Annotated in this window: 19 protein-coding genes; 8 read left to right on the top strand and 11 right to left on the bottom strand. The window is 69.0% G+C overall.

The annotated features are described in order from the left end of the window. Positions 1-15: 15 nt before the first annotated feature. Positions 16-1,395, bottom strand: coding sequence for a diaminobutyrate--2-oxoglutarate transaminase family protein (locus IEZ15_RS27095; RefSeq protein ID WP_189279758.1), 1,380 nt, complete (start codon positions 1,393-1,395; stop codon positions 16-18). Positions 1,396-1,723: 328 nt separating this feature from the next. Here IEZ15_RS27095 and IEZ15_RS27090 point away from each other — a divergent pair, with 328 nt between their 5' ends. Beyond that, positions 1,724-2,944, top strand: coding sequence for a trypsin-like serine peptidase (locus IEZ15_RS27090; protein WP_189279757.1), 1,221 nt, complete (start codon positions 1,724-1,726; stop codon positions 2,942-2,944). A 260-nt stretch (positions 2,945-3,204) separates the two neighbouring features. Beyond that, positions 3,205-4,374, top strand: coding sequence for a trypsin-like serine peptidase (locus tag IEZ15_RS27085; protein ID WP_189279756.1), 1,170 nt, complete (start codon positions 3,205-3,207; stop codon positions 4,372-4,374). A 79-nt stretch (positions 4,375-4,453) separates the two neighbouring features. Here IEZ15_RS27085 and hflX read toward each other — a convergent pair whose 3' ends face one another. From hflX to miaA, 6 genes are all read right to left on the bottom strand, one after another. Further along, entirely contained in the window at positions 4,454-5,974 is a 1,521-nt protein-coding gene (gene hflX, locus IEZ15_RS27080) for a GTPase HflX (RefSeq protein WP_189279755.1), read from the bottom strand. A gap of 141 nt (positions 5,975-6,115) precedes the next feature. After that, positions 6,116-7,570, bottom strand: coding sequence for a M1 family metallopeptidase (locus IEZ15_RS27075; protein ID WP_114247045.1), 1,455 nt, complete (start codon positions 7,568-7,570; stop codon positions 6,116-6,118). A gap of 95 nt (positions 7,571-7,665) precedes the next feature. Beyond that, positions 7,666-9,819, bottom strand: a complete 2,154-nt coding sequence (locus tag IEZ15_RS27070) for a RelA/SpoT family protein (protein ID WP_189279754.1) — start codon at positions 9,817-9,819, stop codon at positions 7,666-7,668. A 140-nt stretch (positions 9,820-9,959) separates the two neighbouring features. Further along, positions 9,960-10,832, bottom strand: a complete 873-nt coding sequence (gene dapF / locus IEZ15_RS27065; protein ID WP_189279753.1) for a diaminopimelate epimerase — start codon at positions 10,830-10,832, stop codon at positions 9,960-9,962. 119 nt (positions 10,833-10,951) lie between these two features. Further along, complete coding sequence (locus tag IEZ15_RS27060; RefSeq protein WP_114249333.1) at positions 10,952-11,389, bottom strand: hypothetical protein; 438 nt, start codon at positions 11,387-11,389, stop codon at positions 10,952-10,954. Positions 11,390-11,496: 107 nt separating this feature from the next. Further along, a complete protein-coding gene (gene miaA / locus IEZ15_RS27055; protein ID WP_114247042.1) occupies positions 11,497-12,435 on the bottom strand; it encodes a tRNA (adenosine(37)-N6)-dimethylallyltransferase MiaA in 939 nt (312 codons plus the stop codon). Positions 12,436-12,732: 297 nt separating this feature from the next. On the opposite strand from miaA, the gene IEZ15_RS27050 reads away from it, so the two are divergent. Beyond that, positions 12,733-13,029, top strand: coding sequence for an antitoxin (locus tag IEZ15_RS27050; RefSeq protein ID WP_189279752.1), 297 nt, complete (start codon positions 12,733-12,735; stop codon positions 13,027-13,029). 92 nt (positions 13,030-13,121) lie between these two features. Here the strand turns inward: IEZ15_RS27050 and IEZ15_RS27045 are convergent, their stop codons facing one another. Beyond that, entirely contained in the window at positions 13,122-13,835 is a 714-nt protein-coding gene (locus tag IEZ15_RS27045) for a class III extradiol dioxygenase subunit B-like domain-containing protein (RefSeq protein ID WP_189279751.1), read from the bottom strand. A gap of 68 nt (positions 13,836-13,903) precedes the next feature. Continuing rightward, on the bottom strand, positions 13,904-15,397 hold the full coding sequence (gene miaB / locus IEZ15_RS27040; RefSeq protein ID WP_189279789.1) for a tRNA (N6-isopentenyl adenosine(37)-C2)-methylthiotransferase MiaB: 1,494 nt from the start codon (positions 15,395-15,397) through the stop codon (positions 13,904-13,906). A gap of 181 nt (positions 15,398-15,578) precedes the next feature. Between miaB and IEZ15_RS27035 the strand changes: the two genes are divergently transcribed. Continuing rightward, positions 15,579-16,577: a TAXI family TRAP transporter solute-binding subunit gene (locus tag IEZ15_RS27035; RefSeq protein WP_114247038.1), complete on the top strand. Its 999-nt coding sequence runs from the start codon at positions 15,579-15,581 to the stop codon at positions 16,575-16,577. A gap of 52 nt (positions 16,578-16,629) precedes the next feature. Here the strand turns inward: IEZ15_RS27035 and IEZ15_RS27030 are convergent, their stop codons facing one another. Both IEZ15_RS27030 and IEZ15_RS27025 read right to left on the bottom strand, forming a co-directional pair. Then, complete coding sequence (locus IEZ15_RS27030) at positions 16,630-18,024, bottom strand: sensor histidine kinase (RefSeq protein ID WP_189279750.1); 1,395 nt, start codon at positions 18,022-18,024, stop codon at positions 16,630-16,632. 15 nt (positions 18,025-18,039) lie between these two features. After that, positions 18,040-18,732, bottom strand: a complete 693-nt coding sequence (locus tag IEZ15_RS27025) for a response regulator transcription factor (RefSeq protein WP_189279749.1) — start codon at positions 18,730-18,732, stop codon at positions 18,040-18,042. A 353-nt stretch (positions 18,733-19,085) separates the two neighbouring features. Here IEZ15_RS27025 and IEZ15_RS27020 point away from each other — a divergent pair, with 353 nt between their 5' ends. The 4 genes from IEZ15_RS27020 to IEZ15_RS27005 all read left to right on the top strand — a co-directional run bounded on the left by IEZ15_RS27020 (position 19,086) and on the right by IEZ15_RS27005 (position 22,413). Next, entirely contained in the window at positions 19,086-19,871 is a 786-nt protein-coding gene (locus IEZ15_RS27020; protein WP_114247035.1) for an amino acid ABC transporter ATP-binding protein, read from the top strand. 68 nt (positions 19,872-19,939) lie between these two features. Then, positions 19,940-20,776: a glutamate ABC transporter substrate-binding protein gene (locus IEZ15_RS27015; RefSeq protein ID WP_189279748.1), complete on the top strand. Its 837-nt coding sequence runs from the start codon at positions 19,940-19,942 to the stop codon at positions 20,774-20,776. 75 nt (positions 20,777-20,851) lie between these two features. Further along, on the top strand, positions 20,852-21,517 hold the full coding sequence (locus tag IEZ15_RS27010) for an amino acid ABC transporter permease (protein ID WP_189279747.1): 666 nt from the start codon (positions 20,852-20,854) through the stop codon (positions 21,515-21,517). Continuing rightward, entirely contained in the window at positions 21,514-22,413 is a 900-nt protein-coding gene (locus IEZ15_RS27005; protein WP_189279746.1) for an amino acid ABC transporter permease, read from the top strand. Before IEZ15_RS27010 ends, IEZ15_RS27005 begins: the two co-directional genes overlap by 4 nt. Positions 22,414-22,607: the final 194 nt, after the last annotated feature.

Below are 22,607 nucleotides of genomic sequence, written 5' to 3'. Positions count from 1 at the left end.
TGATGGTGTCCGGGGTCAGCGGATCGACCCGGTCGTGGTCCGGCGGTGCGGCAGGCGCTCGGCGGCCGCCAGGGCATCGGCGAGGCGGTCCACGACCGCTGTTGCCTGTTCGTCGGTGAGGGTGAGGGGCGGGAGGAGTCGTACGACGGTGGCTTGGCGTCCGCCGAGTTCGACGATGAGCCCGCGGCGCAGGCACTCCTGTTGGACGGCTGCGGCGAGCACCGGGGCGGGCGGTGGCTCAGGGCTGCCGCCCCGCGCAGCGGCCTCGGGGTCGACGAGTTCCACCCCGATCATCAGGCCCCGTCCGCGGACGTCTCCGATGGACGGGTGGTCCGTGGCCAGTGCCTGGAGGCGTGCGACCATCCGGGCGCCGAGTGTCGCGGCGCGCTCGGTGAGACGGTGCTCGCGCACGAAGGCGAGGGTGGCCGTGCCCGCCGCCATCGCGAGCTGATTGCCCCGGAAGGTGCCGGCGTGGGCGCCCGGCTGCCAGGTGTCGAGTTCGGAGCGGTAGACGATCACTGCGAGCGGGAGGGAACCGCCGATGGCCTTGGAGAGCACCATCACATCGGGCACGATCCCGCTGTGCTCGATCGCCCAGAAGGCACCTGTGCGGCCGACGCCCGTCTGGACCTCGTCGGCAATCAAGGGGACGGACCGGGTCTCGGTGATCTCGCGCATCCGGCGCATCCAGCTGTCGGGGGCGGGGTTCACACCGCCCTCCCCCTGCACCGGTTCGAGGATCATCCCGGCCGGCGCCGGCGCGCCTCCCTTGGGGTCGTCCAGGAGGTTCTCGGTCCACCGGGCGGCGATCTCCGCACCGCGCTCGCCACCGATGCCGAAGGGGCAGCGGTAGTTCTGCGGGAAGGGCAGACGCGTCACCCGTACGTCCTCGGCACCGCCCGAGGCGGCAAGGGCTCCTGCCGTCATCCCGTGGTAGGCGCCGGTGAAGGCGAGGAGTCCGCTGCGGCCGGTCGCGGCACGGACCAGTTTGAACGCCGCCTCGACGGCGTCCGTACCGGCAGGTCCGCAGAACTGGATCCGGGCGTTGTCGGCGAACTGCCGCGGCAGGGTGGCGAACAGCTCCGTGGTGAAGGCGTCCTTTACGGGGGTGGCGAGGTCGAGCACATGCAGCGGTGCGCCCGAGTCGATCACCTTCCTGATCGCTTCCAGAACCACCGGGTGGTTGTGCCCGAGCGCCAGGGTGCCGGCTCCGGAGAGACAGTCGAGGTATCGCCGCCCGTCCGCGCCTTCGATGGTCATCCCACGGGCGCGCACCGGCACGATCGGCAGTGAGCGCGCATAGGTACGGGCGGCGGATTCGCGCAGCGACTGACGGCGCAGGATCCCCTCGTGCACCGCCGGTGCTGCCACCGGGGCTGGTTCGGTCACGGCCACGGCTGTTGGTCCTCCCGCTGTAACAGTTGCGTTGCACGTCAGTACGTCGGCGCACGGACGGACTGCGGGGATGAACGCTGCCCTCGAGTCCCTCGCACGTACCAACGACGCAGAACGCAGGGGATCACGGGTAAATCCGAAGATCCTTGCGGGGCGGAACCGTGGCCCTGCTGCGTGCCGTCCCCATCGGCACCGGCATAGTGGGGGCCGCACGGAGGGCTCGGGCAGATTTCCGGGAGTCCGCAGGACGTTCGGATCCGATGGCTCGGAGCAGTACCGAAGTGCAGTACAGAAGTGTTGAGTTACGAAGTCCCAGGGGGATCACCACATGCGACTCATTCGACCAGCTCTCACCGCACGTCAGGGGAGCGCACGTCGCACGCGTTCCTCGGTGCTCGCCGTGGCAGCGGTCGCTGCGGTCCTTGCGCTCACCGCCACGGCCTGCGGTCCGAGCGAGGACACCGCCAGTGACAAGCAGAGCAGTTCCGCCGGCCAGTCCTCGGACGGCAAGATCACCATTCCGGACGATCTGAAGGACCGGCTCAAGGAACACGGGATCGACCTCGACCAGTGGAAGAACGGCGAGTGGAAGAACTGGGACAAGGACAAGTGGCTGCGCGAGGCCAAGGACTTCGTCAACCCGATCATCGAGGGCCTCTGGGACCCGGACCGGATGCGGGATGCCGACAAGTCGCCGGAGAAGCCGGTCGACAATGACATCTCGGGTGACGTGGGTGTGACGGACCCGACGCCCGCGCCGGTCCAGGCCGCCGGTGTCCGGACGCCGTACCACGCCAATGCCGCGGAGTCCGGGAAGCTGCTCTTCGACAGCCCCGAGGGCTCCATGGTCTGCTCCGCGACCGTGGTGAAGGACCCGGCGCACCCCGGAAAGTCCAACCTGGTGTGGACCGCGGGGCACTGTGTGCACGCGGGCAAGAAGGGCGGCTGGTACCGCAACATCGCCTTCGTGCCGTCGTACAACAACAGCGGTCTGTCGACGGCCGAGCTGCAGAAGGCGAGCAAGCAGGAGATCGCACCCTACGGCGTGTGGTGGGGCCAGTGGGCACAGACATCCGACCAGTGGATCTCTCAGGGTTCCTCGATCGGCGGGCAGGGCGCCCCGTACGACTTCGCGGTGCTGCATGTCACGCCGGAGAAGGGCTCGACGGGTAAGTCCCTGGAGGAAACGGTCGGCTCGGCGCTGCCTGTCGAGTTCAATGCCCCGGCCGTACCGAACATCGACAGCATGACCGCCACCGGATTCCCGGCCGCTCCGCCCTACGACGGCCAGAAGGCCTTCCAGTGCGCGGACAAGCCGGGTCGGCTCTCGCTGACCGCGCAGGACCCCACGATGTACCGCATCGGCTGCACGATGACGGGCGGTGCCTCCGGTGGTGGCTGGGTCGCGGCGGGCCAGGACGGCAAGCCCGCCCTCGTCTCGAACACCTCCATCGGCCCGGTGACGGCCGGCTGGCTGGCCGGACCGCGCTTCGGCAAGGAAGCCAAGGGCGTCTACGAGTCGGTCAGCAAGAAGTACGCAGGGCAGTGACGACGGACCGTCACCCGGCGAGGTTCGGGTGACGGTGACGGCACATCAGGGACCCCGGTGCGGCTGCTGCCCGCCGGGGCCTTTGTCGTCGCGCTACGGGCCCGAGTGGCGCGCACCCCATGCGGGTTGCGTCTCTGTGGAAGGGAGCATGGTCCGCACCGTCATAGGGTGGGCCTGCACCGCCGGTGGCCATTGGTCCGGCCACCGTTTCACATGACAAGTTCATGGCAATTTCGGAGATTTCAGGGGGAATCCTTTCCATGCGATCCATACGTCCGCTGCTCGCCGCGACCGGCCTCGTCGCGGCGCTCGCGCTGACGGCCACGGCCTGTGGTCCGAGCGAGGACAACGCAGCCGACAAACCCGCCGCCGCCGACTCCGCGGGCACCAAGGACTCCGGCTCCCTGTCCGACGGTCTGGCCGACGCGCTGAAGAAGCATGGCGTCGACCCGGAGAAGTGGAAGAACGGCGAGTGGAAGAACTGGGACAAGGACAAGTGGCTGCGTGAGGCCAAGGATTTCGTCAACCCGGTCATCGAGGGGTTGTGGAAGCCCGACCGGATGAAGTCGGCAAAGGACCCGGCAAAGACCATGGCGGCCGGCGACCTCTCCGGCGACCAGGGCGTCACCGACCCGGAGCCCGCCCCGGTCAAGGCCGAGCGCGAGAAGATTCCGTACCACGACTACGCGGCCCCGGTCGGCAAGGTGTTCTTCGACTCCCCCGAGGGCACCATGGTCTGCTCGGGCACGGTCGTCAAGGACCCGGAGAACCCGGGCAGGTCCAATCTGGTATGGACCGCCGGACACTGTGTGCACGCCGGTTCGAAGGGCGGCTGGTACCGCAACATCGTCTTCGTTCCTGCGTACAACGACAAGGGCAAGTCCGCCGCCGCGCTGGAGAACGCGCAGCCGCAGGAGATCGCCCCGTACGGCGCGTACTGGGCCGACTGGGCCACGACGTCCGGTGAATGGCTCGCCGATGGCGGTCCCACCGGGGGCGAAGGCGCCCCCTATGACTACGCGGTGCTGCATGTGAAGCCGGAGAAGGGCAGCAAGTCCCTGGAGGAGACCGTGGGCAACGCCCTGCCGGTCAACTTCGATGCCCCTGAGATCTCGAAGATCAGCGCGATGGGCGCCTGGGGTTACCCCGCCGCCCCGCCGTACGACGGCCTGATCATGCACAAGTGCGTCGACCGCCCCGGCCGGCTCTCCGTCAGCCCGAGCACTCCGACGATGTACCGCATCGGCTGCACCATGACCGGCGGCTCTTCCGGCGGCGGGTGGTTCAGCGAAGGCAGTGACGGCAAGCTCGCGCTGGTCTCCAACACCTCCATCGGCCCGGTGACTTCGGGCTGGCTCGCCGGCCCCCACCTGGGCAAGGGCGCACAGGACGTCTTCACCGCGATGAGCGAGAAGTTCGGCAGCCAGTAGCAGCCGCGCGTACGCCCGAAGGCCCGCTCCCGACGAGGGAGCGGGCCTTCGGTCCGTTCTGAGCCGTACCGCGCTGCGGTCAGTGCGCCACGGGGACGAACGAGGAGAGGGCGGCTGCCAGTTCCTCATGCACCCGCGCCTTGACCAGGGTGCCCTCCGACGTGTGCTCCTCGGAGATCACCTCGCCCTCGGCGTGCACCCTGGAGACGAGCCCGCCCTGGGTGTACGGGACGAGCGCCTCGATCTCGACCGAGGGCCGAGGCAGTTCGGTGTCGATGAGTGCGAGCAGCTCGTCGATACCGGCGCCGGTACGCGCCGAGACGGCGATGGCATGCTTCTCGATGCGCAGCAGCCGCTGCAGCACCAGCGGATCGGCCGCATCCGCCTTGTTGATCACCACGACCTCGGGCACGTCCACCGCGCCCACTTCGCGGATCACCTCGCGCACCGCGGCAAGCTGTTCCTCCGGCACCGGGTGGGAGCCGTCCACCACATGCAGGATCAGATCGGATTCACCGACCTCCTCCATGGTGGAGCGGAACGCCTCGACGAGGTGGTGCGGCAGATGCCGTACGAACCCGACGGTGTCGGCCAGCGTGTAGATTCTGCCGCTCGGCGTCTCGGCCCGGCGCACGGTCGGGTCCAGGGTGGCGAACAGTGCGTTCTCCACCAGGACGCCCGCACCGGTCAGCCGGTTGAGCAACGAGGACTTGCCCGCATTGGTGTAGCCGGCGATGGCGACCGAGGGCACCTTGTTGCGTTTGCGCTCCTGGCGCTTGATCTCGCGGCCGGTCTTCATCTCCGCGATTTCCCGGCGCATCTTCGCCATCTTTTCGCGGATCCGACGTCGGTCCGTCTCGATCTTGGTCTCACCCGGACCGCGGGTTGCCATGCCGCCACCGCCGCTGGAACCGCCGCCGCCCATCTGACGGGAGAGCGACTGACCCCAGCCGCGAAGCCGCGGCAGCATGTACTGCATCTGTGCCAGCGAGACCTGCGCCTTGCCCTCTCGGGACTTGGCGTGCTGGGCGAAGATGTCGAGGATCAGGGCGGTCCTGTCGACCACCTTGACCTTGACGACGTCTTCCAGATGGATCAGCTGGCCGGGGCTGAGCTCACCGTCACAGACGACGGTGTCGGCCCCTGATTCGAGGACGATGTCGCGCAGCTCCAGCGCCTTGCCCGAGCCGATGTAGGTGGCCGGGTCGGGCTTGTCACGGCGCTGGAAGACGGCGTCCAGCACCATGGCGCCTGCCGTCTCCGCAAGTGCGGCCAGCTCCGCGAGGGAATTCTCCGCGTCCTGCACGGTTCCCGAGGTCCAGACACCGACCAGCACCACACGCTCGAGGCGCAGCTGTCGGTACTCGACCTCGGTGACGTCCTCGAGCTCGGTCGAGAGTCCTGCCACACGCCGCAGTGCGGCGCGCTCGGAGCGGTCGAACTGCTCGCCGTCCCGCTCTCCGTCGATCTCGTGGCTCCAGGCGACGTCCTCTTCCATCAGGGCGTCGGCCCGAAGGCTCTCGGTGAGGCTCTCGGTGACATTCTCCGTAGCACTCTGCGCGTCCTGCGCGTCCTGGGGAAGGGAAGAAGAGGAGGTCATTGGATCCTTACGTCGATAGAAGTCCGTTACATCAGTCACAACGCGTGACCTCTCCCGATGATTCCCGCTGTCGGGAATCCGGTCCGGCCGCCGCGGCGACCCGTCGATAGTGGCATGGCCCGCCGGGCGCGTCACCCGGGTTTATCGCTGTCCGTCGGGCTTGGCACTGTGCCAGTCCGGGTGCCCCGGCATCGGCGGGGTCTTCTCGCCGTACAGCCAGCCGTCGAAGAACGAGGTCAGGTCGCGGCCCGCGGTCTGTGACGCCAGCCGGACGAAGTCCGCGGTGGCGGCGTTGGAGTCCCGGTGCTTCTTCACCCAGCTCCGCTCCAGCCGGTCGAATGCGCTCTCGCCGATCTCCTGGCGCAGCGCGTAGAGGATCAGTGCGCTGCCGTCGTACACGACCGGCCGGAACAGGCTGAGCTTCTGTCCGGGCGCCGGAACGTCGGGGCGGGCCGGGGGGCCGCCCGTGGCGCGCCAGCCGTCGGACCTGATGTAGGCGTCGTGCATCCGGCTTTCCAGTGGCCTGTCGGCGTGCTCCTCGGCGTAGCGGGCCTCGTACCAGCTGGCATGTCCCTCGTTGAGCCACAGATCGGACCATGCCCGTGGGGAGACGCTGTCACCGAACCATTGGTGGGCGAGCTCGTGCACCATGATCGATTCGACATACCACTTGGGATAGGCGGTCTGGGTGAACAGGGACCGTTCGAAGAGCGAGAGTGTCTGGGTCTCCAGCTCGAAGCCGGTGTCGGTGGCGGCGACCAGCAGCCCGTATGTCTCGAAGGGGTAGGGGCCGACCTGCTGTTCCATCCATTCCAGCTGACCGGGTGTCTTGCTGAGCCAGGGTTCCAGCCGCTTGTGGTCGGCGCTCGGTACCACGTCGCGTACCGGCAGTCCGTGCGGCCCGGTCCGTTTCAGGACGGTGGAACGGCCGATGGTGACCTGGGCCAGTTCGGTGGCCATGGGGTGTTCGGTCCGGTAGGTCCAGGTGGTCTCGGATCCGTTGCGGGCCGTGCCTGCGGGCAGGCCGTTGGCGACCACCGTGAGGTCCTTGGGTGCGGTGATCCGGAAAGTGAAGTACGCCTTGTCGGCGGGGTGGTCGTTGCTCGGGAAGACCCGGTGCGCGGCGTCGGCCTGATTGGCCATGGCCAGACCGTCGGCGGTGCGCAGCCAGCCGCCGCTGTCCTGACCGCCGTTCGGGTCGCTGGTGTGCCGGACGGTGATGTGCAGCGGCGCTCCGGCCGGGAGCCGGCCGGGGGGCTGGATGACCAGGTCCTCGTCCGCCGCGGCGAAGTCGGCGCGCAGGCCGTTGATTTCGACCGTACGGACGGTGCCCTGGGCGAAGTCGAGGTTGATCCGGTCCAGCGGCTCGGTGGTCCGCGCTTCGATCGTGGTGACGGCGTCCAGCGGCTTGCTGTTGCTGCCGTGGTAGGTCAGTCCGATGTCGTACGAGAGGACGTCGTACCCGGGATTGCCGAGGCGCGGGAAGAGCGGATCACCGATTCCGAGCGGCACGGGTGAGGGAAGGGCGGCGGCAACGAGGGCGGCCGATGCGGTGGCCAGCAGAGCGGCCCGCAGACGGCGGGAGATGATCGGCATGAACTACCGCTACCAGCGACTCCCACCCGGGAAGGTGCGGCGCGCGCCACGCCACTCGAACGAGATCGCTGTGGCAGATGGCGCTGCGCGGCGGGTCAGACGGTGGCGGCGGGGTGCTGGGCGCGGCTCACGTCGTACACCCCGGGTACGTCACGCATCGCGCGCATCAGCGCGGGCAGTCCGGTGGCATCGGGGAGCTGCAACGTGTAGGTGTGCCGGACGCGCTGCTCGCTGGGTGGTTCGACGGTCGCGGAGATGATCGCCGCGTCCGCCGTCGCGATCGCCTCGGTGAGATCGGCGAGCAGCCGGGGCCGTCCGAAGGACTCGGCGACCAGGGTGACCCGGCACCCTGCCGCGTCGCCCCAGCTCACCGAGACCGGCGCCCGGCCGACGGACTGCATCCGGGCCACCGCGGGGCACTCCATCCGGTGCACGGTGACGGCGCCGCCGCGCACGACGAATCCGGTGACGGCGTCGGGTGGTTCGGGGGTGCAGCAGCCCGCGAGTCGTACGGTGGCATCCGGCCGGTCCACCACGGCGCTCGCGGCGCGGCTCGCGGACCTGGCGCGCCCGTGGGCGGTGTTTTCCTGCGGCTGTGGTTCGGGCCTGGGCTCCGCGGGCCTGCTGTTGTGCGAGCCCTGGACATCCTCGGGGTGGGCGTCCAGCCAGCCGGTGATGGCGATACGGGCGGCTGGGGTTCGGGCGTGGTCGAGCCAGTCGGGCGAGGGGCCGGAGGCAGCGTCCTCGGCGAGCAGCAGCTGCACGGTGTCGCCGTCGCTCAGTACGGTGCCGAGGGTGGCCAGCCGGCCGTTGACCCGGGCGCCGATGCAACTGTGCGCCTCGTCCCCGTACTGCGCGTAGGCGGCGTCGACGCAGCTGGCTCCGGCGGGCAGTCCGAGCGTGCCGCCGTCGGTGCGGAAGACCGTGATCTCCCGGTCCTGGGCGAGGTCGGCGCGGAGGGTGGTCCAGAAGGTGTCGGGGTCCGGGGCGGACTGCTGCCATTCCAGGAGCCTGGAGAGCCAGCCGGGCCGGGTCGGGTCGGCGCGCTCTCCGTCCGCGGGTTCGGCGGACTGCGGCGCGGAGCCGCTGTCCGCGGTGTACGGATTGCCGAGGGCGATGACGCCCGCCTCGGCGACCTTGTGCATCCGGTGCGTACGGATGAGGACTTCGGCGACCGCCCCGTCGGGGCCCACGACCGCGGTGTGCAGTGACTGGTACAGGTTGAACTTGGGGGCGGCGATGAAGTCCTTGAACTCGGAGATCACCGGGGTGAAACAGGTGTGCAGTTCACCGAGCACGGCATAGCAGTCGGCGTCCTCGCCGACGAGAACCAGCAACCGGCCGAAGTCGGTGCCGCGCAGTTCGCCGCGTTTGATCCTGACGCGGTGTACGGAGACGTAGTGACGCGGCCTGATGAGGACTTCTGCGGGGATGCCGGCCTCCCGCAGCACCGCTGCGACGTTCTCGGCGACGGCGGCGAGCGGGTCCTGGGTGGCCGCGGCGCGGGAGGCGTCCGGTTGCGCCGAGGCGGCGGCGATCAGTGCGCGGGTTTGTTCGTACTCCTCGGGGCGGAGGATCGCGAAAACGAGGTCCTCCAGCTCGGTCTTGAGGGCCTGTACGCCGAGCCGCTCGGCCAGCGGGATCAGCACGTCGCGGGTGACCTTGGCGATCCTGACCTGTTTCTCGGGACGCATCACGCCCAGGGTTCGCATGTTGTGCAGCCGGTCGGCGAGCTTGATCGACATCACCCGGACGTCGTCCCCGGTGGCGACCAGCATCTTGCGGAAGGTCTCGGGTTCGGCCGCCGCTCCGTAGTCGACCTTTTCGAGTTTGGTGACACCGTCGACGAGGTAGCAGACCTCTTTTCCGAATTGCTCCCGCACCTGATCGAGGGTCACTTCGGTGTCCTCGACGGTGTCGTGGAGCAGTGAGGCCGTGAGTGTCGTGGTCTCGGCGCCGAGCTCGGCGAGGATCAGCGTGACGGCGAGCGGGTGTGTGATGTACGGCTCGCCGCTCTTGCGCATCTGTCCGCGGTGCGAGGACTCCGCAAGTACGTAGGCCCTGTGCAGGATGGAGAGATCGGCATCCGGGTGATGCGCGCGGTGGGCCTCGGCGACATGGCCGATCGCGTCGGGCAGCCGGTCGCGGGGGACGGGGCCGAGCGCGACGCGGCCGAGCCTGCGGAGATCGATCCGGGGACGGCCCCGCCTGCGGATGGGAGCACCTGGGTTGGTGGCCTCTGCACTCATGGGGCACCTCCGGCGACGTCGACCGGCGGTGGGGAGGTGCGGACGCGCCTCCGGGCCGGTGCTTGATGCTACCGAGCCCACCACGCGGCGGAGTCCGGCTCTCGCCCAGCGTGAAACGGATCACCCATTCGAGCGAAGCTCTAGCCGATCGCCGTTTCGAGCCAGGCGGAGTCGACCAAGCCCTCGGCGACGATCACGGCGGCTCCGGTCATCTCGATCTCGCCGTCCGGCCGCTCGGTGATCACGAGGGTGCCCCCGGGCAGATCCACCGTGTACGTGACCGGGGTGCCGGTCTCCGCGGGGTCGGCGCCGTCCCTGCGGGCCGCGGCGACGGCCACGGCGCAGGCGCCCGTGCCGCAGGAGCGGGTCTCGCCCGAACCGCGCTCATGGACCCGCATCGCGACATGGCGCGGTCCGCGGTCCACGACGAATTCGATGTTGACACCGTCGGGGTAGACGGCCGCGGGGCTGAACGGCGGCGCGGAGAGCAGATCGCCGGCGTGCGCCAGGTCGTCGACGAAGGCGACCGCGTGCGGATTGCCCATGTTCACATTGCGGGCGTCCCAGCTGCGGCCGTCCAGGCTGACCGTGACGCCTTCCCCGGGGAGGAGCGCGCGTCCCATGGAGACCGTGATGTCACCGCCCTTGGCGATGTGCACCTTCTTCACACCGCCCCGCGTCGCGACGGCGAGGTCACCCTCCTCGACATGCCCGGCACGCTGCAGATAGCCGGCGAAGACCCGTACGCCGTTGCCGCACATCTCGGCGATCGAGCCGTCGGCGTTGCGATAGTCCATGAACCACTCGGCCTCGCCCGCCATGGCCCGCGCCTCCGGGTGCGCGGCGGACCGCACGACGTGCAGCAGCCCGTCACCTCCGATACCGGCCCGGCGGTCGCACAGCCGGGCGACGGCGGAGGCAGGCAGGTCGAGGGCGTTGTCCGGGTCGGGGACGATCACGAAGTCGTTCTCGGTGCCGTGGCCCTTGAGGAAGGCGATCTGCGAGGTGCTCACAGGGCAACTGTACGAGGTGGCACCGACAGCCGCCGAAACCGGCCCGGGCGCACAGGACAGGAGACGGGCAGCACACCGGGCGGAAGCCGGACATCACGCCGGTGGTGGTGCCGCGTCCGTCAGCGGAGCCGTGCCACGCGCCAGACGGCCAGTGCGACCAGTGCGGCGCACACGGCGACGTACAGCGCGATCACGCGCCAGTCGGATCGCTCGCCCGAGCCCCGCTGCGGCAGCCCGGGCCAGGTGTAACCCACGCGGCGGGCGGCCATCATGCCCCAGCCCGCGGCGCAACAGCTGATCAGCAGACCCAGCATGGCGACGACCGCGCCGCCGTCGCCGAACTCGAAGGCCAGCGGGAACGCGAACATCAGCGATCCCACGGCGGCAAGCATGACAATCGGTGCGAGCTGCCAGATGCGCAGACGCCGCGCGGGCCGCAGCTCGACCTCGACCTCGGGGGTCACTTCGAGCTCATCGGGCCCGTCGGGGCTCAAGCGTCCTGCCTCGTGCAGCGTGTCCGGTGCGTCTTGTTCTGTGTCGCGAGGGCCGGCCTCCATCGCCACGCGCCCTCCCAACTCGGACTCCACTGGTCGATCGATGCTCGATGATGGCACGCTCCCGGTCACCGAAATGACGGGCAGGGCTTCCCGATGCCATCACGTGATCAGGCTGTAACCGCTCGTTCGACCAACGCCAGCGCCTGGTGCGGGAGTTCCCCGCGGTGCTCCACGGCGCCATTCAGCCAGTGGACCCGTGGGTCGCGGCGGAACCATGAGTCCTGACGGCGCGCGAATCGTTTGGTGGCGCGTACGGTCTCGGCACGCGCCTCGTCCTCGGTGCACTCCTGGGCCAGCGCGGCGAGCACCTGCTGGTAGCCGAGCGCCCTGGACGCGGTCCGTCCTTCGCGCAGACCGTGTGCCTCCAGGGCGCGCACCTCGTCCACGAGTCCGGCCGTCCACATCCGGTCGACCCTCAGAGCGATGCGTTCGTCGAGCTCGGGGCGGGCCACGTCGACGCCGATCTGGACGGTGTCGTACACCGCATCGTTACCGGGGAGATTGGCGGTGAAGGGCTTGCCGGTGATCTCGATGACTTCGAGGGCCCTGACGATTCGGCGGCCGTTGCTCGCCAGGATGGCCCGGCCCGCTTCGGGATCGGCGGCCGCGAGCCGGGCGTGCAGTGCCCCGGAGCCGCGCTCGACCAGTTCCTCCTCCAGCCTGGCCCGTACGCCGGGATCCGTGCCGGGGAACTCCAGGGCGTCGATGGCACCTTTCACATAGAGCCCGGAGCCGCCGACCAGGACGGGGGTACGGCCTGCGGCGAGCAGCCGGTCGATCTCGGCGCGGGCCAGCCGCTGGTACTCGGCGACGCTGGCGGTCTCGGTGACGTCCCAGATGTCCAGCAGGTGGTGCGGAACGTCTCCACGTTCGGAGAGCGTCAGCTTCGCAGTGCCGATATCCATCCCCCGGTAGAGCTGCATGGAGTCGGCGTTGACCACTTCGCCGTCGAGCTGCTGAGCAAGGAATACCCCCAGATCGGACTTTCCGGCTGCAGTGGGACCGACGACGGTGATGACCCGCGGTGCGGGAGCTGAACTTCTCACCGCCCCAGTCTCGCAAACCTCCGGCCCTCTTCCGGAACGAGTCGGGCGACCGGCTCCGAACGGGAGTCGTCCGCCGTTCCGGTCACAAGCCCCCGTGCGCCCGCCCCGGGGCAGGGCGAGCAGCCGGGTGCGTCGCTCCGAGCGGCGCGAATCTTCGCCCGTACCAGTAGAATTCGTAAGTGAATACGGGCGTTTTTTCACGGTTTGCCGTTCACTCTCAGGACCGCCTGATGAGGCCGGCGGCAGCAAGGTCGGAGAGGACGCCCGACCCTAGTCCCCCAGCAGGGAAGGTGCCCGATGGGCTTCCTGGACAATTTGAAGGCCAAATTGAGCCCCGCCAAGGACAAGGTCGGCGATCTCGCGCATCAGCACGGGCACAAGATCGACCAAGGGCTCGACAAGGCCGCACGGACGGTCGACCAAAAGACCAAGGGCAAGTACAGCGACAAGATCGAGTCCGGCACGAAGAAGGCCAAGGAAGCGGTCGAGCGCCTGTCCCACAAGCACGACGAGGGTGGTACCAAGCACGACGAAGGCGGTACGCCGCCGGGCACGCCGGGCGAAACGCCGCCGGGTACGCCGCCCGCTTCCTGAACATCAACTGATCAAGCCCGACGGACGGCCGTGGAGCGACGACGCTGCACGGCCGTCGGCCGTATCCGCTCGGGCGAGGGTACGGACGGGGCTCAGGACCAGGTGGCGACCAGGTAGCCCACGCCGTACGGGGCGTCCTCGTACAGCAGCTGTCCACCCAGGCCCGCCCCCTCGGCCGCACCCGCGAGCACCTGCCAGGGCGCCCGGCCCGCCGCTTTCAGTTCGTATGCCAGCGACTCGTCCAGCGCGATCAGCGCATCGCGGTCCGCCGCGCCCAGCGCATGGGCGGCCGCCGCATCGAACGCCTCGGCTCGGTCGTCCAGATAGCCGGGGGCCTTGAGCGTGCGGCAGGCGCTGCCGTCGCCCATCACCAGCAGGGCCACCCGGTCCGCCCTGGCGGCCAGGTCCCGTCCGGTGCTGGTGCAGCGACCGGTTTCGAGCGGCTCCCCCACGCCGAGCCCTTCGACCGGCGCCTCGGCCCATTTCGCGCGGGCGAGCAGCCAGGCACCGACGGCGAGGGACGGCGGAAGCGGGCGGTCGGCCACCGGCCCCTTTTCGCGGCCCAGCCGTACATCGAGGTCGACGCCGAAGCCCTTGAAAGTGCCGGTGGCCCCCTCGGGATGCGGGCCACGCCCCGCGCGGTCCGCGGGCCCGATCACGATCAGCAGATCCGGCCGGGCGGCGGTGAGCACGCCGAGGGCATCGGCGCAGGCGTCCCGCAGCGCATCGAGCTCGGGCGCGGCACCGGCGGCGACCTCGGGTACCAGCAGGGGCGGGCAGGGGCAGACAGCGGCGGCGACAAGCATGGTGGGCAGCGTACTGCTTGGGCGCGGTGCGTCCATCGGCCACCGCCGCCGTCTGCGTCCGGCCGGTGTCAGTCGCAGCCGCAGCCGGGGGCCGCAGCGGCCGGCAGCGGCGCCGGGGCGCCGATACCGGGCAGCCCGAGCATCACCCCGGCAGGCTTGGCGGCCTCGGTGGCGGTGCGCTTCTCCCAGGCGTCCCCGGCCCGGGTCCGCCGTACGCCCACCGCAACGCCCTCGGCGAGGAGGTGGTGCGGGGCCGCGTAGGTGATCTCGACGGTCACCACATCGCCCGGACGCACTTCCTCGTCCGGCTTGGTGAAGTGGACCAGGCGGTTGTCGGGGGCGCGGCCGGAGAGGCGGTGGGTGGCGCCGTCCTTGCGGCCCTCGCCCTCCGCGACCATGATCTCCAGCGTTCGGCCGACCTGCTTCTTGTTCTCCTCCCAGGAGATCTCCTCCTGGAGGGCCGACAGGCGCATGTACCGCTCCTGGACGACCTCCTTGGGGATCTGCCCCTCCATCTCGGCGGCCGGGGTTCCGGGGCGCTTGGAGTACTGGAAAGTGAAGGCGTTGGCGAAGCGCGCCTCGCGGACCGCGTGCATGGTCTGCTCGAAGTCCTCCTCGGTCTCGCCGGGGAAGCCCACGATGATGTCGGTGGAGATGGCGGCGTCCGGCATCGCGGCGCGCACCTTCTCGATGATGCCGAGGAAGCGCTCCTGCCGGTACGAGCGCCGCATCGCCTTGAGGATCGTGTCCGAGCCCGACTGCATCGGCATGTGCAGCTGGGGCATCACATTGGGCGTCTCGGCCATCGCCGCGATCACGTCGTCCGTGAAGTCGCGGGGGTGCGGCGAGGTGAAACGGACCCGCTCCAGGCCCTCGATCTTCCCGCAGGCACGCAGCAGCTTGGAGAAGGCCTCGCGGTCGCCGATGTCGGAGCCGTACGCGTTCACGTTCTGGCCGAGCAGGGTGATCTCCGAGACGCCCTCGGCGACCAGTGCCTCGATCTCGGCGAGGATGTCGCCGGTGCGGCGGTCCTTCTCCTTGCCGCGCAACGCCGGGACGATGCAGAAGGTGCAGGTGTTGTTGCAGCCGACGGAGATGGAGACCCACGCCGCGTAGGCGGACTCGCGGCGGGTGGGGAGCGTGGAGGGGAACGCCTCCAGGGATTCGGCGATCTCGATCTGCGCCTCCTCCTGGATACGGGCGCGCTCCAGCAGTACCGGCAGCTTGCCGATGTTGTGCGTACCGAAGACGACATCCACCCAGGGGGCCCGCTCGACGATGGTGTCGCGGTCCTTCTGCGCCAGGCAGCCACCGACGGCGATCTGCATACCGGGCCGCTTGGTCTTCATCGGTGCGAGCCGGCCGAGATTGCCGTAGAGCTTGTTGTCGGCGTTCTCCCGCACCGCGCAGGTGTTGAAGACGACGACGTCGGCGTCGCCGTCGGAGCCCTCGGCGGCACGTACGTAACCCGCGTCCTCCAGCAGCCCCGACAGCCGCTCGGAGTCATGGACGTTCATCTGGCACCCGTAGGTGCGCACCTCGTACGTCTTCAAACCGTCCACTACTCCACCAGCCACGTCGTTGCCGCTCACCCGTCCAGGGTAAGGGCTCCGATCGGGCCGCGATGATGAATACCTCTTCGGCCGGGCTCACGGCCCCTGTGTCCGGGTGCGGACACCGAGGCGCCGGGCCACCGGGGCCCGGCCCTGGTCATCGCCCCGGCGGGCTGGCAGGATCGCCGCCATGCTCCAGGCACTGTCCCGTATCGGCCGGCGCCGCACCCTTCAGGCGTGCGCCGCCCTCGTCGTCGTGCTCGGGCTGCTGCTGTGGTGGCTGCTCCCGCTCGGGGAACCGGCGCCGAGCGGCGCGCTGACCTTCAGTACCGGCGTACGCAGCGGCGTCTACCAGCGCTACGGCGAGCGGCTCAAGGGGGACCTGGCCAGGGATCTGCCCCAGGTGTCGATACGGCTGCAGACCAGTGAGGGATCGCAGCAGAACATCACGCGGGTGGCGACCGGCAAGGCCGACTTCACCATCGCCACCGCCGATGCCCTCGCCACCTATCTGCGCAGCGGCAAGCCCGGCGCCGACCGGCTGCGGGGCTGTGTGCGGCTGTACGACGACTACATCCAGCTGGTCGTGCCCCGGGACTCGGAGGTGCGGAAGGTCTCGGACCTGATCGGCAAACGCGTCGGGGTGGGGCAGCCGGGTTCGGGCGTACGGCTGATCGCCGACCGGCTGATGACGGCCGCCGGACTCGATCCCACCGACGACGTGACGCCGGTCCCCAATGGCATCGACACCATGCCGAAAGAGCTGGAGAACGGCCGGATCGATGCCTTCTTCTGGTCCGGTGGACTGCCCACCTCCGCCGTGCAGGAGCTGTCGGACCGGTTCGCGATCCGGCTGGTGCCGCTGGAGGCCCCGCTGATCAAGGAGCTTCAGGCCGTGGGCGGGGCCGCCCGCTACTACCGGTCGGCCGTGATGCCCGCCGATGCCTACCGCAATGCGCAGCAGGGTCAGGCGGTGCCGACGGTGGCGGTCGCCAATGTGCTGGTGACCACGGACCGTACGGATCCGGCGATGACCGAGGCGTTCACCCGGACCGTGATCGACAGCCGGGACCGGATCGGGCGCGAGGTGCACGCGGCCCAGCTGGTGGATCTGCGTACGGCGATCTACACCGATCCGCTGCCGCTGCACGAAGGGGCCAAGCGCTACTACCGCTCGGTCAAGCCCTGATCCCCAGCACCGCTCCATCCGATCCCCGGGCCGGCCCCTCTCCCGTCCGCGCTCAGCCCTGCGGGCCCTGGCGTGGCACCGACACCGTCACCCGCAGCCCGTGCGGCTCATGGGCGGCATAGCCGATGGAGCCGCCGCCCGCCACCAGGAGGGCCTGGGAGATGGAGAGCCCGAGGCCGGAACCCTTCACGTTCTGATGCTGGGCGCTGCGCCAGAAGCGGTCGCCGACGCGCTCCATCTCCTGTGCGGTGAGGCCCGGTCCGCGGTCGGCGACGACGACCGTGACGTCATCGCGGCCGGAGGCGACCGTGACGAGGACCTCTTCGTCGGCGGGGGTGAATTTCAGGGCGTTGTCGATGATGGCGTCGAGAGCGCTCGACAGGGCGATGGGGTCCGCCCAGGCGGTCACGGCGGATGAGCCGTCCGCCCTGAGCCGCACTCCCTTCTCCTCGGCGACCGGCCGCCAGGAAGCGACGCGTTCCGCGGTGAGTGCGCCTATGTCCGTGAGCTGCAGATCGGCATCGGCGTGTTCGGCCAGCGCCAGGTCGAGCAGGTCGTCGAGAACCTGTCCGAGGCGCTTGCCCTCCGTGCGCACGGAGGCAATCTCCTCGTTGCCCTCCGGGAGTTCGAGCGCGAGGAGCTCGATCCGCAGCAGCAGCGCGGCAAGGGGGTTGCGCAACTGGTGCGAGGCGTCGGCGACGAAGGCGCGCTGCTGCTCCAGCACGTCCTCGACGTTGTCGGCCATTTCATTGAACGAGCGGGCCAGGCGCCTGAGTTCCGGCGGCCCTCCGGAGGCCGCGACCCGGGATCGCATCCGGCCGCTGGCGATGTCGTGGGTGGCCGCGTCCAGGGTCCGTACGGGCAGCAGTACCCAGCCGGTGAGCCGGATCGCTGCGCCGACCGCCACCAGCATCGCGACGACTTCGCCGGCCGCGATGAGCAACCAGCCGCGCAGCGTGCGTGCGCGCATTTCGGAGGTGGGCGAGTCGATGACCACGACGGCGACGACGTCGCCGTCCCGTACGACAGGTGAGGCGACGACGACCCTGCCCCGCTGCCAGGGCCAGACCTGCGGCGGATCGTGGCTGCGACGCCCCAGGAGCGCCTCCTTGAAGGCCTCTCTCCCCTCCCCCTCGATCGGGAGCTGCCAGGTGACCGGGGCCTTGGCCATGGCGCTGTCGTCGCGGTAGAAGACACCGGCACGGATGCCGTACACCGATGCGTAGGTGTCGAGTTCGCTCCGCAGGGTGCGGCGCCTCTCGTCGTAACCGGGGGTCCGCTCGGCGATGAACTGGGCGAGCGCGGCGAAGCGTGCCGTGTCGTCGATGCGGTCGATGACGACGCGTTGCTGCTGGGCGCCGGCCACGCTGACGGCCAGCGGGAAGCCGAGGGCGAGCAACACGCTCGCCATGAGAATGATGAGCAGGGGAAGCAGCCGGGTGCGCACCTGGGACGTACGCCTCTACGCGGACGGGGCGACGAGGCGGTAGCCGACCCCGCGCACCGTCTCGATCAGTGCCGGCAGCCGCAGTTTGGAACGCAGGGACGCGACATGCACTTCGAGCGTGCGCCCCGTTCCCTCCCAGCTCGTGCGCCACACCTCGCTGATGATCTGCTCCCGCCGGAAGACCACACCGGGGCGCTGGGCGAGCAGCGCGAGCAGGTCGAACTCCTTGCGGGTGAGCTGGACTTCCGATCCGTCGACGCTGACCCGACGGGTCGGCAGCTCGATGTGGACATGCCCGAGGCGCAGAGCGGCGACGGGCGTGGGAACGGTGTCCTCGCCGGCCGATTTGCGCCTGCTGACGGCGTGGATACGGGCGAGGAGCTCGCCGGTGTCGTACGGCTTGACCACATAGTCGTCCGCCCCGAGGTTGAGGCCGTGGATCCGCGACCGGACATCGGCGCGCGCAGTCACCATGATCACCGGGGTGGAGGTGCGTTTGCGGATCTTCCCGCACACCTCGTAGCCGTCCTGGTCGGGCAGACCGAGATCGAGGAGCACGACACCGAAGGGCTCCGTGTCCGCGGGCAGCAGCGCCTGCAGTGCCTCCTCGCCGCTGCGCGCGTGCACGACCTGGAAGCCGTGCCGGGCGAGGATCGCGGAGAGGGCGGCCGCGACATGGTTGTCGTCCTCGACGAGCAGCAGTCTCATGACCTCCCTTTCCGAAGGTGTGGCGTACCGGTCTGCCGTCGGTGCGGTGCCGGTGCGTGTCGGTGCGGTTTCTTGTACGCCTCTCGTCACTTCCCCGTACCGAGGTGTTTCACGTCATGGCGTACCAGGGCATCCACTCCGATGACCGGTACGTCAGTCAAGGGCCCGCCCACCGCATCGAGCCATCTGTTATCCACCCGGTACGCCCCGGGGGTCTCGCCCGCCGTCCCCTTCACACGGAGTGTCCGGTTGCCGCCGGATCGTTATGCTCAATTTCCGCTCAGATGTAATGACGCTGGTCGCACTGCGTCACTAGGGTCCTTCCCAACCGAGGAGGACGGAGCAAGAAGCCGATGAGCGGAGTTTCAGTGACCAAGGGCGCCGAGGACGCCGCGCCTGCGGCGAACGACCTTGTCGTACTGAGCAACGTCAACAAGCACTTCGGCGCGCTGCATGTGCTCCAGGACATCGACCTGACCATCGCCCGTGGCGAGGTCGTGGTCGTCATCGGGCCCTCAGGGTCCGGGAAGTCCACGCTGTGCCGCACGATCAACCGCTTGGAGACGATCGACTCGGGCGCCATATCGATCGACGGCAAGCCGCTGCCCGAGGAGGGCAGGGAGCTGGCCAGGCTGCGTGCCGATGTCGGCATGGTCTTCCAGTCGTTCAATCTCTTCGCGCACAAGACGGTGCTCGAGAACGTGATGCTGGGCCAGCTCAAGGTCCGCAAGACGGACAAGAAGGCCGCCGAGGACAAGGCCCGTTCGCTGCTGGACCGGGTGGGCGTGGCGACGCAGGCCGACAAGTACCCCGCCCAGCTCTCCGGCGGTCAGCAGCAACGCGTGGCCATCGCACGGGCGTTGGCGATGGACCCCAAGGTGATCCTCTTCGACGAGCCGACCTCCGCGCTCGACCCGGAGATGATCAACGAGGTGCTGGACGTCATGCAGCAGCTCGCCCGGGACGGCATGACGATGGTCGTCGTCACCCATGAGATGGGCTTCGCGCGCTCGGCCGCGAACCGCGTCGTCTTCATGGCGGACGGAAAGATCGTCGAAGAGGCCACGCCCGACCAGTTCTTCAGCAACCCGCGCAGCGACCGGGCCAAGGACTTCCTGTCGAAGATCCTTCACCACTGATTGATCCTGCACCGCCGGGCCCCGGACCGGCCGATCACTCACATCGCGTCAACTCTAGGGAAACCACCATGCAGCTTCGTAAGGTCACCGCCGCCTCGGCCGCCGTGCTCGCCCTCGCCCTCACCGCCACCGCCTGCGGTTCCGACAAGAAGGACAGCGGCTCGGGCGACGGCAAGAAGATCACGATCGGCATCAAGATCGACCAGCCGGGCATCGGCCTGAAGACCCCGGACGGCAAGTTCGCCGGCTTCGACGTCGATGTCGCCACATACGTCGCCAAGGAGCTCGGCTACAAGGCCGAGGACATCGTCTTCAAGGAGACCAAGAGCGCCGACCGCGAGACGGCGATCGAGCGCGGTGACGTCAAGTTCATCGCCGCCTCCTACTCGATCAACGACGAGCGCCTGCAGAAGGTCGACTTCGCCGGTCCGTACCTGCTCGCCCACCAGGACATCCTGGTCCGCGCCGACGACGACTCGATCAAGTCGCCGGAGGACCTGAACAACAAGAAGCTGTGTTCGGTCACCGGCTCGACCTCGGCGAAGAACGTCAAGGACAAGCTGGCCCCGAAGGCGCAGCTCCAGACGTACGGCGGCTACTCGGAGTGCCTGACCGGCCTGGAGAACAAGGTCATCGACGCGCTGACCACCGATGACAGCATCCTGGCGGGTTACGCCTCGCAGGCGAACTTCCAGGGCAAGTTCAAGCTGGCCGGCTTCAAGATGACCAACGAGAACTACGGCATCGGCCTGAAGAAGGGCGACGCCGACCTCAAGAAGAAGGTCAACGACGCCCTCACCAAGATGGTCTCGGACGGTTCCTGGGAGAAGGCAGTGAAGGCCAACTTCGGCCCGGCGAACTACAAGAACGAGCCCGCCCCGAAGATCGGCAACATCGTCAAGTGAAGCAGGGCTGACCGGGCGCGCCGTCCGTGAACGGCGGCGCGCCGTGCCCTCCTACACGCGGAAGCGCGGGAGATCGTGTTCGACTTTCTTAAAGGTTACGACCTGCTGGGGGCCTTCTGGGTGACGGTGCAGCTCACCGTCTACTCCGCCCTCGGCTCCCTCATATGGGGAACGCTGCTGGCCGGCATGAAGGTCAGCCCGGTCCCCCTGATGCGCGGCTTCGCCACCGCGTACGTGAACGTGGTCCGGAACATTCCGCTGACCGTGATCATCGTGTTCTCGTCGCTGGGTCTGTACCAGACGCTGGGCGTCATGCTCGGTGCCGATGTCATCGACGACATCAACTTCCGTCTGGCCGTACTCGCCCTGGCCGCCTACACGGCCGCCTTCGTCTGCGAGGCGCTGCGCTCCGGCATCAACACGGTGCCGGTCGGCCAGGCCGAGGCGGCGCGCGCACTCGGGCTGAGCTTCACGCAGGTACTGCGGCTGATCATCCTTCCTCAGGCGTTCCGTGCGGTGGTCAACCCGTTGTCCAACGTGCTGATCGCGCTGACGAAGAACACCACGGTCGCCTCCGCGATCGGTGTCGTCGAGGCCTCCTACCTGATGAAGGACATGATCGAGGCGGAGGCCCAGCTGATCCTCATCTCCGCGGTCTTCGCATTCGGCTTCATCGTCCTGACCCTCCCGACCGGCCTGATCCTCGGCTGGGTGAGCAAGAAGGTGGCGGTGAAGCGATGAGTTCCGTCCTCTACGACGCCCAGGGGCCCCGCGCCAAGCAGCGCAACATCCTGTACACGGTGCTGTTCGTGCTGTGCGCCGCGGCCGTGGTGTGGTGGGTGTACGACGGTCTGGCCGAGAAGCACCAGCTCGACTGGATCAAGTGGAAGCCCTTCTTCACCAGCTCCCAGCCGTGGGAGACATACATCTGGCCGGGTCTCCAGAGCACTCTCAAGGCGGCGTTCTTCGCCCTGATCATCGCGCTGCCGCTCGGAGCGCTCTTCGGTGTCGGCCGGCTCTCCGACCACCGCTGGGTACGGGTGCCGGCCGGCGTGGTCGTGGAGTTCTTCCGCGCCATCCCGGTGCTGATCCTGATGATCATCGCCAACGCCGTGTACTCGGAGTACACGAACATCAACACCGACGACCGTCCCCTGTACGCCGTGGTGACCGGTCTGGTGCTGTACAACGCCTCCGTGCTCGCCGAGATCGTGCGAGCCGGTATCCACACCCTTCCGAAGGGCCAGGGCGAGGCTGCCAAGGCTCTCGGCATGCGCAAGGGCCAGACCATGGTGTTCGTGCTGCTGCCGCAGGCGGTGACGGCAATGCTGCCGGCGATCGTCAGCCAGCTCGTCGTCATCGTGAAGGACACCGCGCTGGGCGGCGCCGTGATGACCTTCCCCGAGCTGCTGGCCTCGGTCCGCCCGATGGCGGCCAACTACGGCGCGAACACCATCGCGTGCTTCACCGTCATCGCCCTGATCTACCTCCTGGTGAACTTCGCGCTCACCTCGTTCGCGAGCTGGCTGGAGCGCTGGCTCCGGCGCAACAAGAAGGGGAAGGGCACCGCGCCCGGGGGCGCACCGGAGACGGTCGGTACGCCGTCGCTCGTCGTCGATGACGGGCGCGCCGTCTGACGGACCGTCGCATGGAGTTCCCGAGGGGCGGTGGCAGATGAGCCACCGCCCCTCACCGCTCTCTGGTGTCGCTTGACGCAAGCACCGGCAGTAGGTTGCATACGTTCTGTGATCGCGCCCCCTGCCCCCGCCGCCACACTTCCTCCGCCGCCTACCCCCGTTTCGAGCCGCGCGCTCGTTCCGTCCGCGTCCTC

The organism is Streptomyces atratus, assembly GCF_014648655.1.
Classification (GTDB): domain Bacteria; phylum Actinomycetota; class Actinomycetes; order Streptomycetales; family Streptomycetaceae; genus Streptomyces; species Streptomyces atratus.
Note: the sequence above shows the minus strand (reverse complement) of the source record. Positions and strands in the feature narration are given on the sequence as shown.

What these genes read in the sequence shown, in the direction of transcription:
- IEZ15_RS27090 (WP_189279757.1), top strand. Translation starts at nt 1,724, where the DNA reads ATGCGACTCATTCGACCAGCTCTCACCGCACGTCAGGGGAGCGCACGT.
- IEZ15_RS27085 (WP_189279756.1), top strand. Translation starts at nt 3,205, where the DNA reads ATGCGATCCATACGTCCGCTGCTCGCCGCGACCGGCCTCGTCGCGGCG.
- hflX (WP_189279755.1), bottom strand. Translation starts at nt 5,974, where the DNA reads ATGACCTCCTCTTCTTCCCTTCCCCAGGACGCGCAGGACGCGCAGAGT.
- IEZ15_RS27075 (WP_114247045.1), bottom strand. Translation starts at nt 7,570, where the DNA reads ATGCCGATCATCTCCCGCCGTCTGCGGGCCGCTCTGCTGGCCACCGCA.
- IEZ15_RS27070 (WP_189279754.1), bottom strand. Translation starts at nt 9,819, where the DNA reads ATGAGTGCAGAGGCCACCAACCCAGGTGCTCCCATCCGCAGGCGGGGC.
- IEZ15_RS27060 (WP_114249333.1), bottom strand. Translation starts at nt 11,389, where the DNA reads ATGGAGGCCGGCCCTCGCGACACAGAACAAGACGCACCGGACACGCTG.
- IEZ15_RS27050 (WP_189279752.1), top strand. Translation starts at nt 12,733, where the DNA reads ATGGGCTTCCTGGACAATTTGAAGGCCAAATTGAGCCCCGCCAAGGAC.
- IEZ15_RS27045 (WP_189279751.1), bottom strand. Translation starts at nt 13,835, where the DNA reads ATGCTTGTCGCCGCCGCTGTCTGCCCCTGCCCGCCCCTGCTGGTACCC.
- IEZ15_RS27035 (WP_114247038.1), top strand. Translation starts at nt 15,579, where the DNA reads ATGCTCCAGGCACTGTCCCGTATCGGCCGGCGCCGCACCCTTCAGGCG.
- IEZ15_RS27025 (WP_189279749.1), bottom strand. Translation starts at nt 18,732, where the DNA reads ATGAGACTGCTGCTCGTCGAGGACGACAACCATGTCGCGGCCGCCCTC.
- IEZ15_RS27020 (WP_114247035.1), top strand. Translation starts at nt 19,086, where the DNA reads ATGAGCGGAGTTTCAGTGACCAAGGGCGCCGAGGACGCCGCGCCTGCG.
- IEZ15_RS27015 (WP_189279748.1), top strand. Translation starts at nt 19,940, where the DNA reads ATGCAGCTTCGTAAGGTCACCGCCGCCTCGGCCGCCGTGCTCGCCCTC.
- IEZ15_RS27005 (WP_189279746.1), top strand. Translation starts at nt 21,514, where the DNA reads ATGAGTTCCGTCCTCTACGACGCCCAGGGGCCCCGCGCCAAGCAGCGC.